12 protein-coding genes are annotated in these 16,247 nt (G+C 71.4%); 9 read left to right on the forward strand and 3 right to left on the reverse strand.

All coding sequences use genetic code 11. The features are described 5' to 3' along the window. Positions 1-12: 12 nt before the first annotated feature. Positions 13-1,206, reverse strand: coding sequence for a pilus assembly protein TadG-related protein (locus tag ACSQ2D_RS01615; protein ID WP_435984275.1), 1,194 nt, complete (start codon positions 1,204-1,206; stop codon positions 13-15). Between the two features lie 227 nt (positions 1,207-1,433). On the opposite strand from ACSQ2D_RS01615, the gene ACSQ2D_RS01620 reads away from it, so the two are divergent. From ACSQ2D_RS01620 to ACSQ2D_RS01640, 5 genes are all read left to right on the forward strand, one after another. Continuing rightward, on the forward strand, positions 1,434-1,940 hold the full coding sequence (locus ACSQ2D_RS01620; protein ID WP_435984276.1) for a DUF1992 domain-containing protein: 507 nt from the start codon (positions 1,434-1,436) through the stop codon (positions 1,938-1,940). Between the two features lie 129 nt (positions 1,941-2,069). Continuing rightward, entirely contained in the window at positions 2,070-3,248 is a 1,179-nt protein-coding gene (locus ACSQ2D_RS01625; protein ID WP_435984277.1) for a helix-turn-helix domain-containing protein, read from the forward strand. 115 nt (positions 3,249-3,363) lie between these two features. Continuing rightward, the gene (locus ACSQ2D_RS01630) at positions 3,364-5,145 is read left to right on the forward strand and encodes a flavin-containing monooxygenase (RefSeq protein WP_435984278.1); all 1,782 of its coding nucleotides are present in this window, start codon (positions 3,364-3,366) and stop codon (positions 5,143-5,145) included. A gap of 67 nt (positions 5,146-5,212) precedes the next feature. Then, positions 5,213-7,111 carry a glycerophosphodiester phosphodiesterase gene (locus tag ACSQ2D_RS01635; protein ID WP_435984279.1) on the forward strand — a complete coding sequence of 633 codons (1,899 nt, stop codon included), beginning with the start codon at positions 5,213-5,215 and terminating at the stop codon, positions 7,109-7,111. Between the two features lie 146 nt (positions 7,112-7,257). Then, positions 7,258-8,895 (forward strand): HAD family acid phosphatase, encoded by a 1,638-nt coding sequence (locus tag ACSQ2D_RS01640; protein WP_435984280.1) that lies wholly within the window; start codon positions 7,258-7,260, stop codon positions 8,893-8,895. Between the two features lie 21 nt (positions 8,896-8,916). On the opposite strand, the gene ACSQ2D_RS01645 is transcribed toward ACSQ2D_RS01640, so the two are convergent. Both ACSQ2D_RS01645 and ACSQ2D_RS01650 read right to left on the reverse strand, forming a co-directional pair. After that, complete coding sequence (locus ACSQ2D_RS01645) at positions 8,917-9,720, reverse strand: HAD-IIA family hydrolase (RefSeq protein ID WP_435984281.1); 804 nt, start codon at positions 9,718-9,720, stop codon at positions 8,917-8,919. Positions 9,721-9,754: 34 nt separating this feature from the next. After that, on the reverse strand, positions 9,755-10,960 hold the full coding sequence (locus tag ACSQ2D_RS01650; protein WP_435984282.1) for an ROK family protein: 1,206 nt from the start codon (positions 10,958-10,960) through the stop codon (positions 9,755-9,757). A gap of 154 nt (positions 10,961-11,114) precedes the next feature. On the opposite strand from ACSQ2D_RS01650, the gene ACSQ2D_RS01655 reads away from it, so the two are divergent. The 4 genes from ACSQ2D_RS01655 to ACSQ2D_RS01670 all read left to right on the forward strand — a co-directional run bounded on the left by ACSQ2D_RS01655 (position 11,115) and on the right by ACSQ2D_RS01670 (position 16,165). Beyond that, positions 11,115-12,599 carry a sugar ABC transporter ATP-binding protein gene (locus ACSQ2D_RS01655; RefSeq protein ID WP_435984283.1) on the forward strand — a complete coding sequence of 495 codons (1,485 nt, stop codon included), beginning with the start codon at positions 11,115-11,117 and terminating at the stop codon, positions 12,597-12,599. Next, positions 12,596-13,684, forward strand: coding sequence for an ABC transporter permease (locus tag ACSQ2D_RS01660; RefSeq protein WP_435984284.1), 1,089 nt, complete (start codon positions 12,596-12,598; stop codon positions 13,682-13,684). The genes ACSQ2D_RS01655 and ACSQ2D_RS01660 overlap by 4 nt, the downstream gene beginning before the upstream one ends. Before the next feature lie 84 nt (positions 13,685-13,768). Further along, the gene (locus ACSQ2D_RS01665) at positions 13,769-14,830 is read left to right on the forward strand and encodes a substrate-binding domain-containing protein (protein WP_435984285.1); all 1,062 of its coding nucleotides are present in this window, start codon (positions 13,769-13,771) and stop codon (positions 14,828-14,830) included. Positions 14,831-14,932: 102 nt separating this feature from the next. Next, positions 14,933-16,165: a Gfo/Idh/MocA family protein gene (locus tag ACSQ2D_RS01670; protein WP_435984286.1), complete on the forward strand. Its 1,233-nt coding sequence runs from the start codon at positions 14,933-14,935 to the stop codon at positions 16,163-16,165. Positions 16,166-16,247: the final 82 nt, after the last annotated feature.

Raw genomic sequence — 16,247 nt, forward strand, 5'->3', positions numbered from 1 at the left:
CGCCGGGTCGCCTCAGCCGATCGTCGACAGCCGCTTCGGCCCCCGGTCGGTGCCGGTGTTGGGCACGGCGTCCACCGGGATGACCGGCGAGACGAACCAGCCCCACAGGCAGTTCTTCTCCCCCGAGCACGACTCGGTGCCGTTGCCCGACGGGTCGGTCGGCGTGAAGCCGTCGGTGTCGGAGTTGCCCGTGACGTGGAACCCGGCGAGGTAGAAGGCGGAGACCCCGTCGATCGTGTACTCGGTGTTGGCGCCGCGCCCGTCGACACTCGTGAAGATCGGGATGTAGACGATGGAGCCGACGCTGGCCTGGAGCACCGGGCCACAGCCGCTGGGCACGCTCGTCCCCGGTTTGCCCGAGGCCGAGATCGTGCCCTTGTCGCTCGTGAGGTCGACCGAGCACGTCTTCTTCCCGGTCGAGTCGAGCCACCCGAAGTTGCCGGGCGTGTACTGGCCCGGGCCGCTCGAGCCGCACTTCTTGGTGCCGTCGACCTTCTCGTTCTTGGTCTGGAGGAGCACCTTGCTGATGTACCTCCCGGCGACCGGCACGCGGGGAAGCGGGTTCACCGCGGGCGTGCCGGACCCGGTCAGCGCGTAGGGCGGAGGGAGTGGGAAGTCGGTGCCGTTCGTCGTCGCGTCGTCCCACGCGCACTGTGACTGCACGACCGGTAGCACGGTCGAGGGGTGGCCGCCCGACCAGCCGACACGCGAGCAGGCGGCGATCGTCGAGCCGTTCCAGCCCATCGCCTGGGCGAAGAAGGGCTTGAGGATCGTCCCGGTGTCGGCGAGGTTCGTCGACGTGCGGGTCCGCACCTCGACGTAGGGTCCGGTGGCCCCGGCCGGCGCCGGGAGGCAGTCGGTCAGGGCGCCCGTCGTCGCCGTGCACGGGGTGAAGGCGCCGGCGCTCGGGAACGTCCCGACCGCACACACCCGCTGGATGCCGCCGAAGCCGTCGGCCGCGTTCGCGTCGACGAGCTGCTTGAGACCCGGAGCCGCCGGGTCGCACGTGGCTCGCTGCGTCGCGCAGTCCTGCGCGAGGGCCAGCGTCGCGGCGTCGGCGCCGTTCTGCAGCTGGCGGCGCTCCCACATCATCGACCCGACGTCGACGACGAGCGCCATCATCGCGATGATGACGCCCGTCGAGAAGAGGATCGCGACGAGGGCCGTGACGGCGCCGCGATCCCGTGCAGCCCTTCGGCGCTGCACCCGTTGCAGGGCGCAGCGCAGTGCGGGCCCCCGAAACCCATTCATGGATCCCCCGATCCCCATGGACGTCCCCGAGCCCTTCTCGGGGCTGCTGCGGACAACCTAGAACATGCCGACCCGTCCCGGGCCGGCATCCCGTAGTTCCCAGCAGCTCGCGCCGCGCGCACGCCGGGGTTGCCCGGGATGGTCCGGAATGTGAGCCCGCGTCATCGGTTAGCGTGGATCGCATGACGGGCCAGCCGTACTGGGAGAGCCCCGTGGACAAGCAGATCCGCGAGGCGCAGGAGCGTGGGGAGTTCGACAACCTGCCGGGTGCCGGCAAGCCCCTGGACCTCAGCGACTCGGGTGATCCCGACTGGTGGGTCAAGCGCTTCGCGGCGCGCGAGAACCTCGACCTCGGGGGTGCGCTGCCGGGGGCGCTGGGGCTGCGCAAGGAGGCCGCGGGCTACCCGGAGTCGCTCGTCGACGTCCGCACCGAGGCGCAGGTCCGCGAGGTCATCGAGGACTACAACAAACGCGTCCTCGCCGACCGGCTGCGCCCCGCGGTCGGCAACCTGCCGCCGCTCATCGCCAAGACCCTCGACGTCGACGAGATGGTCGAGCGGTGGCGCCCGCTGCGCGCCGCGCTCGAGGAGCAGCAGCGCGCGGCGCGCGAGGAGAGGGCCGCCGCGGCCCGGGCGGCTGCTGCCGCCGCCCCCGGCCCGTCCTGGTGGCGCCGCCTCCTCGGACGCTGACGGACGCTGACGGACGCTGACGGACGCTGAACGCGCCCTACCCAAGCGGCCTCCCGCGTGTCACGATCACGGGGAGCCGTGACCCCACGCATCCGACCTCGCGCGGGGCCACCCGTCGCAAAGGTGCGCATGTCCACAGCCTCCGGACTCGAAGCGGCCCTGACTGCGTTCGAGGACCCCGCAGCCAAGGCCCGGGACCTGCTGCGCCTGCACCGGGCCTGGGCGCACACCCACGAGGTGCCGCCCGGCGCCCGGGGTGTCGTCGCCCGCTCGTGGCTCCGGCAGACGCCCGAGGGCGACAAGATCTCGACGCCGATCTCCGACGATGCCCTCCTCGCCCGGCGCGAGCGCTCGCGCCTGCTCGCCTCGGTCGTCCCCGTCCTCAAGGACCGCCTCCTCCCGCTCGCGCACGAGGCCGGCAACGAGCTCGTCATCAGCGACGACGAGGGCTACCCGCTGTGGATGTTCGGCCCGTCGCCGATCCGCCGCCGCAGCGACGGGCTCGGCTTCGTCGAGGGCGCCCGCTGGCGCGAGGGCGACGTCGGCACCAACTCGCTCGGCACCGCGATGGAGGAGCGGCGCCCGGTGCAGATCTTCGGCCCCGAGCACGCCCGCGAGGACCAGCACGCATGGGTGTGCACGAGCGCGCCGATCCTCGACCGGCGGGCGCGCACGCCGCTCGGCGTCGTCACCCTGAGCGGCGCCTTCCGCACCGCCCACCCGCACACGCTCATGCTCGTCACCATGGCCGTCCGTGAGGCCGTCGACACCCTCGCCGGGCAGCACGAGCGCGACCTGCGCCGGGTCGCCCGCGCCAGCGAGTCGTATGCCGGGTCGGGGCGTTTCGTCGTCGTCGACCGTCACGGATGGGTGGCCCGGGCGGAGGGCTACGGCGTCGGCGAGCGCGTCTGGGTGCCGGGCAGCCTGCGCGAAGGCGCCGTCTGGGTGCCCGAGATCGGGCAGGTCCGCGCCGAGGCGATCGCCGGCGGCTGGGTGCTCCACGAGGCGGTCAGCGCCCCGGCGACCCTCGAGGTCGTGCGCCACCCGAGCCCGCGCGTCCTCGTCACGACCGCGGGGTCGACCGTCGAGATCGCCCTGTCCGAGCGGCACGCCGAGATCGTCGCCCTGCTCGCGCAGCATCCCGCCGGTCTCGACACCGCCGCCCTCATGGCGCTGCTCGACGGCGCGACGACGCCGGTCACGATCCGCGCCGAGATGTCGCGCCTGCGCAAGCGCCTCGGCGGCCTCGTCGAGAGCCGGCCCTACCGGCTCACCACGCGCGCGACGGTGCGGCCGGACGCGACCTGAGCACCCGGCATACGCCATCGCGGTCGACGTGCAACGTTCTGCAACCCTGTCCCGCGACCCCACGCGCTCCTAACGTCAGCACCACGACCCCACCACGTGGACAAAGGAGTTGGCGATGGGTGAGCAGTTGACGGCAGGCGAGTGGCTCGGGCGGTTCGGGGAGGCGCTGGCCTCCGGCGAGGTCGACCGGGTGGTCGGTCTCTTCGGTGACGAGAGCTACTGGCGCGACCTCATCAGCATGACGTGGAACATCCACACGTCCGAGGGGCGTGAGCAGATCGCCGACATGCTGGGCGGCGTCGAGCGCGGCTCATGGCCGACCGACGTCGAGCCGACGAGCGAGTCCGAGGCCGACGGCGTCCACGAGGCGTGGTTCACCTTCGGCAACGCCACCTTCACCGGCAAGGGGCTCGTCCGGGTCCGCGACGGCCTGGCCTGGACCCTGCTGACGAGTGCGCAGGCGCTCAAGGACCACCCCGAGCCGTCCGGCACGCGCCGACCGCGCGGTGCCGAGCACGGCGTCAACGTCTCGACGGAGAACTGGCTCGACAAGCGACAGCAGGAGATCGAGTCCTTCGGCGTCGACGCCGAGCCCTACGTCCTCGTCGTCGGCGGCGGGCAGGGCGGCATCGGCCTCGCCGCGCGGCTCAAGCGGCTCGGTGTGCCGACGCTCGTCATCGACAAGTACCCCAGGCCCGGCGACCAGTGGCGCAGCCGCTACCACTCCCTGTGCCTGCACGACCCGGTCTGGTACGACCACATGCCCTACCTGCCCTTCCCCGACCACTGGCCGGTCTTCACGCCCAAGGACAAGATGGGTGACTGGCTCGAGAGCTACACCACGATCATGGAGCTCGACTACTGGAGCAACAGCGAGGCGACGTCGGCGAGCTTCGACGAGGCCACCGGAGCATGGACGGTCCACGTGACCCGCGAGGGCCGTGAGATCGTGCTCCACCCCGCGCAGCTCGTCCTCGCCACCGGCATGAGCGGCATCGCCAACGTGCCGACGCTGCCCGGGCAGGACGTCTTCCAGGGCGACCAGCACCACAGCAGCAAGCACCCGGGCGGTGCGCGCTACGCCGGCAAGAAGGTCGTCGTCATCGGGTCGAACAACTCGGCCCACGACATCTGTGCCGACCTGTGGCAGAACGGTGCCGAGCCGATCATGCTCCAGCGGTCGAGCACCCACATCGTCCGGTCCGACTCGCTCATGGACACGGTCCTCGGCCCGCTCTACTCCGAGGAGGCCGTCGCCAACGGGATCGACCACGACACAGCGGATCTCGTCTTCGCCTCGATCCCCTACAAGATCCTCGCCGACTTCCAGCGGCCCGCCTTCGACGCGATCCGCGAGCAGGACAAGGACTTCTACGCCGCGCTCGAGGCGGCCGGCTTCGACCTCGACTTCGGCGACGACGACTCGGGCCTCTTCCTCAAGTACCTCCGGCGCGGCTCGGGCTACTACATCGACATCGGCGCGTCCGAGCTCGTCGCCAAGGGTGCGATCCGGCTCGTGCGCGGGCAGGTCGACCACCTGACCGAGCACGCCGTCGTGCTCGCGGACGGCACGGAGCTCGAGGCCGACGCCGTCGTCTACGCCACCGGCTACGGCTCGATGAACGGCTGGGCGGCCCGGCTCATCAGCCAGGACGTCGCCGACGCGGTCGGCAGGTGCTGGGGGCTCGGCTCCGACACGACGAAGGACCCGGGTCCCTGGCAGGGCGAGCTGCGCAACATGTGGAAGCCCACCCGCCAGGACAACCTGTGGTTCCACGGAGGCAACCTGCACCAGTCGCGCCACTACTCGCGCTACCTCGCGATGCAGCTCAAGGCGCGCATGGAGGGCATCGACACCCCCGTCTACGCGCTGGCCGAGACCCACCACCTCGCCTGACCGAACGCATACGCAATCGACGGTTGCCGTTGGCCTGCGGGATACCCGCCGTGCCTAGCGTGAAGGGATGAGACCCAGGACAGCACTCACCAGCATCCTCCTCGCCGGCACCGTCGCCGCCAGCCTCGCGATCGCCCCCACGGTCGCGTCCGCGTCGCCGCCGCAGGCCCCACCGCCTGCGGCGGCGTCGGTCGTCCCCGCCGCTCCGACCGCCGACGGGGAGCGCGTCGTCCTCAGCGAGGACTTCTCGGGAGGTATGCCGTCCGGCTGGCGTCCCGTCGAGGGCACGTGGGCCGTCGTCGACGGTCGACTGCGGGGCACCGGCAAGGGCGGCATGCTGAGCCGGATCACCTTCGGTCCCCACCTCGAGGCCTACCGCCTCGAGGCCACGGTGCGCTTCGACAGCGTCGAGAACACCTCGCGCTGGGCCGCGCTCGGCCTCGACCTCGCCGCCGACGGGTCCGTGCCGTGGTGGATCGCGACGATGCGCAGCAACACCGTCGCTCCCAACGGCTTGGAGTTCGCCGAGCGCACGGCGAGCAACGCGTGGAACGTCACCGACACGGCGGCGGCACCGACCGCTGCCGGCACCGGGCGTGACGTGAAGGTCAGGGTCGAGGTGCGCGGCAGCCGGGCCGCGTGGTTCTTCGACGGGACCAAGGTCATGGAGACGCGGCACCTCGTGCGCTCGACCGACGGCGGCCTCGGCCTGCTCCTCAGCGGCGCCGTCGTGTCGTTCGACGACGTCACGGTCACCGAGATCCCCAACACCGCCGACTCCCTGCTGCGCCAGCCGGGCGAGGACATGGCCGTCATCGCGCACCGCGGCTACTCGCAGGTCGCACCCGAGGACACCATGGCCTCCTACGAGTCGGCCGCCCGCGCGGGCGCCGACTTCCTCGAGAACGACGTGCAGTCGACCGCCGACGGCGTGCCGATGATCCTCCACGACGACACCCTCGACCGGACGACCGACCATACCGGCCGCCTCGACGCCGCGCAGTCGGCCGACGTGCGGACGCTCGACGCGGGCTCGTGGTTCTCGAGGTACTTCACCGGGCAGCGCGTACCGACGAGCGTCGAGATGCTCCAGCACGCCAAGGCGAAGGGGCGCCAGGTGCTCCTCGAGATCAAGGGCCCGGAGACGCGCCCCGAGATCGAGCGGATCGTCCGCGAGGTGGGGGAGACCGCGATGAAGGAGTCGACCGTCATCCAGAGCTTCGACCCGGAGATCCTGCGCACCGTGCACGCCATCGACCCGACCCTGCGGCTCGGCCTGCTGCGCAGCACGCTGGACGCCGACCCCGTGGCTGCCGCGCGCAGCGCCTTCGCGTCGACGTACAACCCGGCGTGGGCCGCGCTCGCGGGGCACCCGGACGCCGTGGCCGCGCTCCACGGGGCCGGGATCGCCGTCCAGCCGTGGACCGTCGACGACCCACGCCAGTGGGACGCCATGGACCGGATGGGCGTCGACGGTGTCATCACCAACCGGGCCGGGGGCCTCATCGGCTGGCAGGCGGCCCGGGTCGCACCGGCGAAGCCGACCGTCGCGTTCGTCGGCCCTGCCGCGGGGGCCGAGCTGACGCGCGGTGACCACCTCGTGCCCGCCGTCGACGAGTCGGGTGCCGACACCGTCGACCTGACCCTCGACGGCACGGCTGTCCGGGAGGGCGCCGCGGTCGACGTCGACACGCTCGCGCTCGGCGAGCACGTGCTCGTGGCCCGGGCCACGGGGCCCGGGGGCACAGCGACCGACACCGTCACGGTGACCGTCACGGCGACGCGCGAGGGCCTGCTGCACCTTGTCACCGACCGACGCGTCCCGACCTCGACCGCCCTCCCGCTCGTGCAGCACGTGCTCAAGGGCGACTGGGCGAAGGTCGCCCGCCTGGCCGCCACGTCGGCGCTGCCGAGCGACCTGCGTGCCCTCGTCGTCGGGGATGCCGAGGCGCTCGCCCGCGGCTGACCGGCCGAGTCTGAGAGGAGTCTGGTAACTCCATGCGATGTGCATGGGAATGCCCCCGCGGCGGGTCGTCAGACCCCCGCCGGGGCACGCGCAGGACTACGGTCGAGCGGTCCACCGGCATCCCGAGCAGCCCCAGAGGTGAACCCATGAGGCGTCCCACCCCCCGATCCGCCGGCCTCGCCGTCGCAGCCGTCGGATCGATCATCGGCTCCCTGGTCGTCGCCAGCGCGTCCCCGGCCCTCGCCCACGGCGACGCCGGCGGTCGCCACGACCAGACCCTGACCCCGCGCACCCACTTCGTCATGGCCGCGGACGGCTCGAGCGGCTCCCGTGCCGACGGCGCCGGGATCCCCAACATCGACTCGGTCAAGAAGACGATCTACAGCTACTACGGCGACCCCGGCACGGGTCTGGCCAACCGGACGAGCTCGCCCTACATCTCCGAGATGCGCCGCATCACCGACGGCCTGCGCGCCTCGCTCGAGCGCACGTACGCCGCCGCCGAGCGGAAGGGCACCAAGCCGGCGATCGTGCTCGACGCCGACGACACCACGCTCTGGACCTACGACATGGAGGTCGCGGACATGAAGTTCGTCTTCGACCCCACGCGCCAGGACTACTGGGTCCAGAACCAGCTCTTCCCCGCGACGCCGACGATGGTCGACCTCGTCAACGAGGCGGACGCCATGGGCTTCACGATCTTCGGCCTCACCGGCCGCGGCGCGACCCAGAAGGACGCGACGATCGGCAACCTCAAGGACGTCGGCTACAACGCCTTCACGCCCGACCACTACTTCACGAAGTGGGCCGGGTCGACGCCTCCCGCCTACATCACGTGCGCCACGGCCAAGTGCACGACGGTCGAGTACAAGGCCGGCACGCGCAAGCACATCGAGCAGGACCTCGGCTACGACATCGTCCTCAACATCGGCGACCAGTGGTCCGACCTGCAGGGCGGGCACGCCGACCGCAACGTCAAGCTGCCCAACCCGACCTACTACCTCCCGTCGCCGGACCTGCCCGGCGTCACGGAGCCGCGCCTCGCGCCCCGCACCCACTTCACGATGAAGCCCGACGGCTCGAGCGGCCTCACCGAGGGCGGCGAGGGCATCCCCAACATCGACTCCGTCAAGAAGACGATCGCCACCTACTACGGCGATCCGGGCACCGGCATCGCGGACAAGGCGAGCTCGCCCTACATCACCGAGCTGGCGGCCCTCGAGGCCCGCAACACCCGACGGCTCGTCAGCGAGTGCCGCCAGGGCGTCCGGGCCGGCACGAAGCCCGCTGTCGTGCTCGACGCCGACGACACGACGCTGTGGACCTACGACATGGAGGTGGCGGACATGAAGTTCGTCTTCAACCCCGTGCGCCAGGACTACTGGGTCCAGAACAAGCTCTTCCCCGCCACGCCCGGGATGCCTTCTCTCGTCAAGGCCGTCGCCGACTCCGGCTGCACGGTCATCGGCCTGACCGGTCGCAACACCGGCCAGAAGGCAGCCACGATCGCCAACCTCCACGAGCAGGGCTACCCGCAGTTCACCGACGACCTCTACTTCACGAAGTGGCGCTCGAGCGAGACGCCGCCGGCCTACATGCAGGGCCACTGCAAGGCCTACCCGACGTGCACGACGATCGAGTACAAGTCGACGACCCGTGCGCACATCGAGCAGGACCTCGGCTACGACGTCGTCGCCAACCTCGGCGACCAGTACAGCGACCTCATCGGCGGCCACGCCGACCGAGCGGTCAAGCTGCCCAACCCGACGTACTACCTGCCCTGACTCGTCCGCCCCGACCGGGGCTCAGTGCTGCTCGCCGTCCTCGTGCGCCACGAAGCGCACGAGGTCGGCGACGGAGTCGACGATCCGGCTCGGGCGGTAGGGGAAGTGCTCGACCTGCTCGCGGCTCGTCGAGCCGGTGAGCACGAGGACGGTGCGCAGCCCCGCCTCGAGCCCGCTGATGATGTCGGTGTCCATCCGGTCGCCGACCATGATCGTCGTCTCCGAGTGCGCGTCGAGGCGGTTGAGGGCGCTGCGCATCATGAGGGGGTTCGGCTTGCCGATGTAGTAGGGCTGGCGGCCCGTCGCGGTCGAGATGAGGGCGGCCACCGAGCCGGTGGCCGGGAGGGTGCCGGCTGGGCTGGGCCCGCTCGGGTCGGGGTTCGTCGCGATGAAGCGGGCGCCCTTCTCGATCAGACGGATCGCGCGGGTGATGGCCTCGAAGGAGTAGGTGCGCGTCTCGCCGAGCACGACGTAGTCGGGGTCGCGGTCGGTCATGACGTAGCCGACGTCGTGCATCGCCGTGGTCAGGCCGGCCTCGCCGACGACGTAGGCCGAGCCGCCCGGGCGCTGCTCGGCGAGGAACTGGGCCGTCGCCAGGGCGGAGGTCCAGATCGCGTCCTCGGGCACGTCGATGCCGCTGCGGAGCAGCCGGGCGCGCAGGTCGCGCGGCGTGAAGATCGAGTTGTTCGTCAGGACGAGGAAGCTCCGGCCGGACTCCTTGAGGGCCGTGACGAACTCGGCGGCGCCGGGGATCGCGTCCTCCTCGTGCACGAGGACGCCGTCCATGTCGGTGAGCCACGTCTCGACGGGCCGGTGATCGGTCATGGACCCATTGTGGCGGGTCGGGCGGCCGCCCCGCTCAGGACGCCGACTGGGCGATGGCGAGGTCGACGCGGTCGGCCGTCAGGGCGTGCTGGATGACCATGGTCGCGGCGCCGATGACGCCCGCCTGGACGCCGGTGGTCGCCGGCACGATCTGGAGCACCCCGGTCGCGAGGGGGAGCGAGCGGCCGTAGACGACCTCGCGCACGCCGGCGATGAGGCTCTCGCCCGCCTGGACGAGCGAGCCGCCGATGACGATGACGGACGGGTTGAGCAGGCTGACGCACGTGGCGAGCACCTCGCCGATGGTGCGTCCGGCCTGGCGGACCGCGAGCGCGGCAGGGATGTTGCCCCCGCGGACGAGGTCGACGATGTCCTTGTTGGACTCGGCGATGATGTCGATCGCCTTGAGCGCCTTGGAGATCGCCGGACCGCTCGCGACGGCCTCGAGGCAGCCGACGTTGCCGCACGAGCACAGCACCTCGGCGGCGTGCGGGGCAGCGACGTGTCCCAGGTCGCCCGCGGCACCGACCGCCCCGCGATGCAGGCGGCCGCCGCTGATGATGCCGGCGCCGATGCCGGTGGCCACCTTGACGAAGAGGAGGTGCTCGACGTCGGGGTGGGCCATCGCGTGCTCGCCGAGCGCCATGATGTTGACGTCGTTGTCGACGAGGACGGGGACGTCGAAGTCGCGGCGCACGTGGGCCGGCACGTCGTAGCCGTCCCAGCCGGGCATGATGGGCGGCCGCATCGGGCGTCCGCTCGAGTGCTCGACGGGCCCGGGCACCCCGATGCCGATGCCGATGAGGTCGCGGGGCTCGCGGCCGGCCTGCTCGAGGAGGCGACGCGTTGTCGCGACGAGCCAGTCGAGGACGACCTCGGGGCCGTCGGTGATGTCGAGGTTCTCGCCGATCTCGCAGATCGGGCGGCCGCTGAGGTCGGTCAGGGCGACGCGGCCGTGCGTGGCGCCGATGTCGGCCCCGACGACGACGCGGGCCTCGGGGTTGAAGGCGAAGCGGATGGGCGGTCGGCCCCCGGTGCTGACCGCCTCGCCGCTCGGTGCGAGCAGTCCCGTCGCGAGCAGCGCGTCGACGCGGGCGCCGACCGTCGAGCGGGCCAGGCCGGTGAGCTTGGCGAGCTCGGCACGGGTGCGCGGCGTCTCGTCGCGCAGCAGCTGCAGCAGCTCACCGGCACCACTGACGGCGGTGGCGGCATACGCGGACGACGTTGGCTCTGGACGCACGTTTCAAGTCAAGCACACGCGGCTTCGGTATGCCATGCAGACGGCTTTGGTGTCTCAACGAGAAAACTTTTGCTTGACGTGCCGACAAAAGTGGGTCACGGTGTGACGCATGGAATCTCGACGGCGAGATGTAGCAGGCGCCCCTCTCCTGCGAATGACGAACGTGGTCAAGCGTTTTCCCGGGGTCGTGGCCCTCGGTGGCGTCGACCTCGACGTGCAGCCCGGCGAGGTGCACTGCCTGCTCGGCCAGAACGGCGCGGGCAAGAGCACCCTCATCAAGGTGCTCGCCGGCGTCCACGAGCCCAACGAGGGCACCATCGAGTGGGCCGGCGAGCCGGTCACCCTGCACCACCCGCAGGCGGCCATGGACCTCGGTGTCGCGACGATGTACCAGGAGCTCGACCTCGTCGAGGGCCTCACCGTCGCCGAGAACATCTTCCTCGGGCACGAGCCGACCCGGTTCGGCTTCTCCCAGCGCACCGCGGCCCGCCGCGAGGCCGCCGCCCTGCTCGCCCGGCTCGGCCACCCCGAGATCTCGCCGTCCGTCGAGGTCGGCACGCTCTCGGCGGCCTCGTGCCAGATCGTCAGCATGGCTCGCGCCCTCTCCCGCGACGCCCGGCTCATCGTCATGGACGAGCCCTCCGCGGTGCTCGACGCCGGCGAGGTCCAGCAGCTCTTCCGCGTCATCGCCGAGGTGACCGGCCAGGGCGTCGCCGTCGTCTACATCTCCCACCGGCTCGAGGAGATCCGCGAGATCGGTGACCGCGTCACGGTGCTCAAGGACGGCAAGACGGTCGCCACCGGTCTCGACGCCAAGACGACGCCGACCCAGGAGCTCATCCGGCTCATGACGGGCCGCTCCATCGAGTACGTCTTCCCACCCAAGCCCGAGGTCGTCTCCGACGCCGAACCGGTGCTCCGCGTCGAGGGCCTCAGCCGGACCGGCGAGTTCAGCTCGATCAGCTTCGACGTGCGGCCCGGCGAGGTCGTCGGGCTCGCGGGGCTCGTCGGGTCCGGACGATCCGAGGTCGTCGAGACGATCTTCGGTGCCCGCAAGGCCACGAAGGGCACCGTCAGCGTCGGCGGCAAGGTCGTGCGCGCAGGATCCGTCGCCGCGGCCGTCGCCGCCGGCATCGGCCTGTGCCCCGAGGAGCGCAAGAGCCAGGCGCTCGTCCTCGGCGCGTCGCTCGCCTCGAACATCACGCTCGCGACGCTCCCGCGCTTCTCCCGGGGCGGCCTGCTCGACGGGTCGGCCGAGGTCGAGGCCGCCGAGGAGCTGCTCGAGTCGCTCGACGTGCGGCCGCGCGGCGTGCACCGCGAGTCGCGCACCCTCTCCGGCGGCAACCAGCAGAAGGTCGTCCTCGCCCGCTGGCTGCTCCGCGGCTGCAAGGTGCTCCTCCTCGACGAGCCGACGCGCGGCGTCGACGTCGGGGCCCGCTCCGAGATCTACGCGCTGATCCGGCGCCTCACCGACGAGGGCGTCGCCGTCGTCGTCGTCTCCAGCGAGATCCCCGAGGTCCTGGGGCTGTCCAACCGGGTGCTGGTCCTCGCCGACCGCACCGTCCGCCACGAGGGCCCGGCCGACGAGCTCGACGAGCACGCCGTCCTCGACATCATCCTGAAGGGAGACGCGGCATGAGCGCCGACGTCACGAAGACCGACCAGGCAGGGGAACCGGTCGCCGCAGATGCCCAGGGGGTCGCCGCGACGACCCCGAGCGGACCGCCCGTCGGCGGGGACGCGTCCCGGCGCGAGGGTGGCCTCACGGGCTTCCTCAGCGGGCCCGTCGGCCGCAACGCCGGTCTCGTGCTCGCCCTCGTGCTGCTCGTCATCGTCGGCATCATCACGGCCGGAGACCGCTTCGCGAGTCCCGAGAACGCGCTGACGATCCTGCGGCTCGGCTCGGTCATCGGCGTCGTCAGCGTCGGCATGACGTTCGTCATCTCGGGTGGCGGCATCGACCTGTCGGTCGGCGCCATCGTCGCGCTCTCGTCCGTCTGGGCCACCACGGTGGCGACCCAGACCATGGCCGCGAACTACCACTGGGTCGTCATGGTCATCGCGGCGCTCGTCGTCGGGGCCGTGTGCGGACTCGTCAACGGGGTGCTCATCGCATACGGCCGGATGGCGCCGTTCATCGCGACCCTCGCGATGCTCGCCGCTGCCCGCGGTCTGGCCGAGATCATCGCCAAGCGGCGCACCCAGATCATCCGCGACCGCGGCTTCATCGAGTTCTTCGGCGGCAGCGTCCTCGGCATCCCCGTCCTCGTCATCATGTTCGCGATCGTCGCCGTCGTCGGCTGGGTCCTGCTCAACCGCACGACGTTCGGGCGTCGCACCCTGGCGATCGGCGGCAACCCCGAGGCGGCCCGTCTCGCCGGCATCCGGGTGCAGCGCCAGACCATGTACCTCTACATCCTGCTCGGCGTCGCCTGCGGCATCGCGGCCGTCATGATCATGGCCCGCACGACGACCGGCACCTCCACGCACGGCACCCTCTACGAGCTCGACGCCATCGCCGCGGTCGTCATCGGCGGCACGCTCCTCAGCGGTGGCCGCGGCACGATCGTCGGCACCGTCCTCGGCGTCCTCATCTTCACGACGCTGACCAACGTCTTCACCCTGAACAACCTCGACACGTCGACGCAGGCGGTGGCCAAGGGGGCGATCATCGTCGCCGCCGTCCTGCTCCAGCAGCGGGTCTCCCGCACGAGGTCGGGCTAGCCGAACGGCCCGGTCGACCGCACCACAGCACGGCAGAGCACCACTCACCTCGCACCACCCCTCTTCGCTCACATAGGAGTCAGCGTGTCCGCATCACTCTCCCGTCCGACCAAGCGCGTCGCCGTCCTGGCCATCGCCCTGAGCTCGGCGCTCGTTGCCGCAGGGTGCACGAGCAACGACCCGGCCACGACTCCCGCGGCCTCGACCCAGCAGACCGGCGGCAACGCCGCGAGCGACAACGACGCTCCCGGCGACAAGGTCGTCATCGGCTTCTCCGGCCCTGCGGCCGACCACGGCTGGCTCGCGGCCGTCAACAACTCGGCGCAGGCCGAGGCCAAGAAGTACAGCGACGTCGAGCTCAAGTCGGCCGAGGGCACCAACGACGCCAGCCTCCAGATCAGCCAGATCGAGACCTTCATCAACGACAAGGTCGACGCGATCGTCCTGCTGCCGACCGACGGCGCCGCCCTCACCGAGGTCGCGACCAAGGCGATGCAGGCCGGCATCCCGGTCATCAACGTCGACCGCGAGTTCTCGAGCCCGTTCGCCGCCCGCGCGACGGTCCTCGGCGACAACTACGGCATGGGGGTCTCCGCCGGCACCTACGCCTGCAAGATCGTCAAGGACAAGAACCTCACCAACCCCGTCATCGCCGAGATCGCCGGCATCGACGCGCTGCCCCTGACGCAGGACCGGTCGAAGGGCTTCGCCGACGCGCTCAAGGCCTGCAACCAGACCGTCGACAACCGGGTCGCGGCGGAGTTCACCGTCGAGTCCGGCGAGAAGCAGGCGTCGAACCTGCTCCAGGCCGCACCGAAGATCGACGTGCTGTGGAACCACGACGACGACCAGGGTGTCGGCGTCATGGCCGCGCTCGACCAGGCCAACCGCCACGAGATGGCCTTCATCGGCGGCGCCGGTTCGGCCAACGCGATGCGCTGGATCCAGGAGGGCAAGATGGAGGCCACGGTCATCTACCCGCCGACCCAGGCTGCCGACGGCATCAAGCTCGCGCGCCTCATCGCCCAGAACAAGGGTCTGAGCGACCTCGTCCAGGTCGAGGTGCCCAACCGCATCGTCCTCAACGCGCCCGTCGTGACCAGGGAGAACGTCGAGCAGTACCTGCCCCTCGGCTTCGAGTCCTGACCGGTCGGTGCCCGCGCCGCTCCACCGGCGACGCGGGCACCGCACCGCACGCGCAGGACCGAACCGTCAGCGGTACCACCCCACGTCGGATGTGAGGACGTCATGAGCACACCCAGCAAGCCCACCCTCGGGGTCGGGATGATCGGCTACGCCTTCATGGGGCGGGCCCACTCCCAGGCCTGGCGCAACGTGCGCAGCTACTTCGACGTGCCGGCCGCGCCGGGCCTCGTCGCCGTGGCCGGGCGCAACGAGGCGGCCGCCCGCGACACGGCCGACCGCTTCGGCTGGGCCGAGGTCGAGACCGACTGGCGGCGCCTGCTCGAGCGTGACGACATCGACATCATCGACATCTGCACCCCCGGCGACACCCATGCGGAGATCGCCGTCGCGGCCCTCGAGGCCGGCAAGCACGTGCTGTGCGAGAAGCCCCTCGCCAACTCGGTCGGGGAGGCCGAGGCGATGGTCGTGGCCGCCGAGGCGGCCCGGTCGCGCGGGGTGCGCTCGATGGTCGGCTTCACCTACCGACGGGTCCCGGCCATCGCGTACGCGCGTCGCCTCGTCGCGGAGGGACGGCTCGGCCGCATCCTCCACGTCCGCGGCGCCTACCTCCAGGACTGGCTCGTCGACCCGCAGTCGCCGCTCACCTGGCGGCTCCAGAAGGAGCGGGCCGGCTCCGGGGCGCTCGGCGACATCGGCGCGCACATCGTCGACCTCGCCCAGTTCGTGACGGGTGAGCACCTCACCGGCGTCAGCGCGCTCACCGAGACGTTCGTGCGCGAGCGCCCGGTCGCCGACCCGGCGACCGTCGGGACCGGCGGGATCAGCGGCTCGGCGGCCCAGAACGGCTCGGCCACCACCGGACCGGTGACCGTCGACGACGCCGCCGTCCTCGTCTCGCGGATGAGCGGCGGCGCCCTCGCCACCTTCGAGGCGACGCGTTTCGCGAACGGCCGCAAGAACGCGATCCGGCTGGAGATCAACGGGACCGACGGCTCGCTCGCCTTCGACTTCGAGGACATGAACGTCCTGCACGTCTTCGACGGCCGTGTCCCGAGCCGTGACGCCGGCTTCACCCGGGTGCTCGTCACCGAGTCCAGCCACCCCTACGTGGCGTCCTGGTGGCCGCCCGGTCACGTGCTCGGCTACGAGCACGGCTTCACCCACCAGGCGGTCGACCTGCTGACCGCCATCGCCGAGGGCACCGACCCCCGGCCTTCCTTCTCCGACGGGCTCCAGGTGCAGCGGATCCTGTCGGCGGTCGAGACGAGCGTGGAGCGGGAGGGGTCCTGGACCCCGATCGACGGGGCCCACGCGACGTCGCCGGCCATGTCCTGAACGTTGCGGAGGCGCACCCGACCTCGCCCCGAAGACAAGGAGATTCGGCTCGACCCGCACGTCTAGTCTCTGTCACCCCCTG

Source organism: Terrabacter sp. LjRoot27, from assembly GCF_964254175.1.
Taxonomy (GTDB): domain Bacteria; phylum Actinomycetota; class Actinomycetes; order Actinomycetales; family Dermatophilaceae; genus Terrabacter.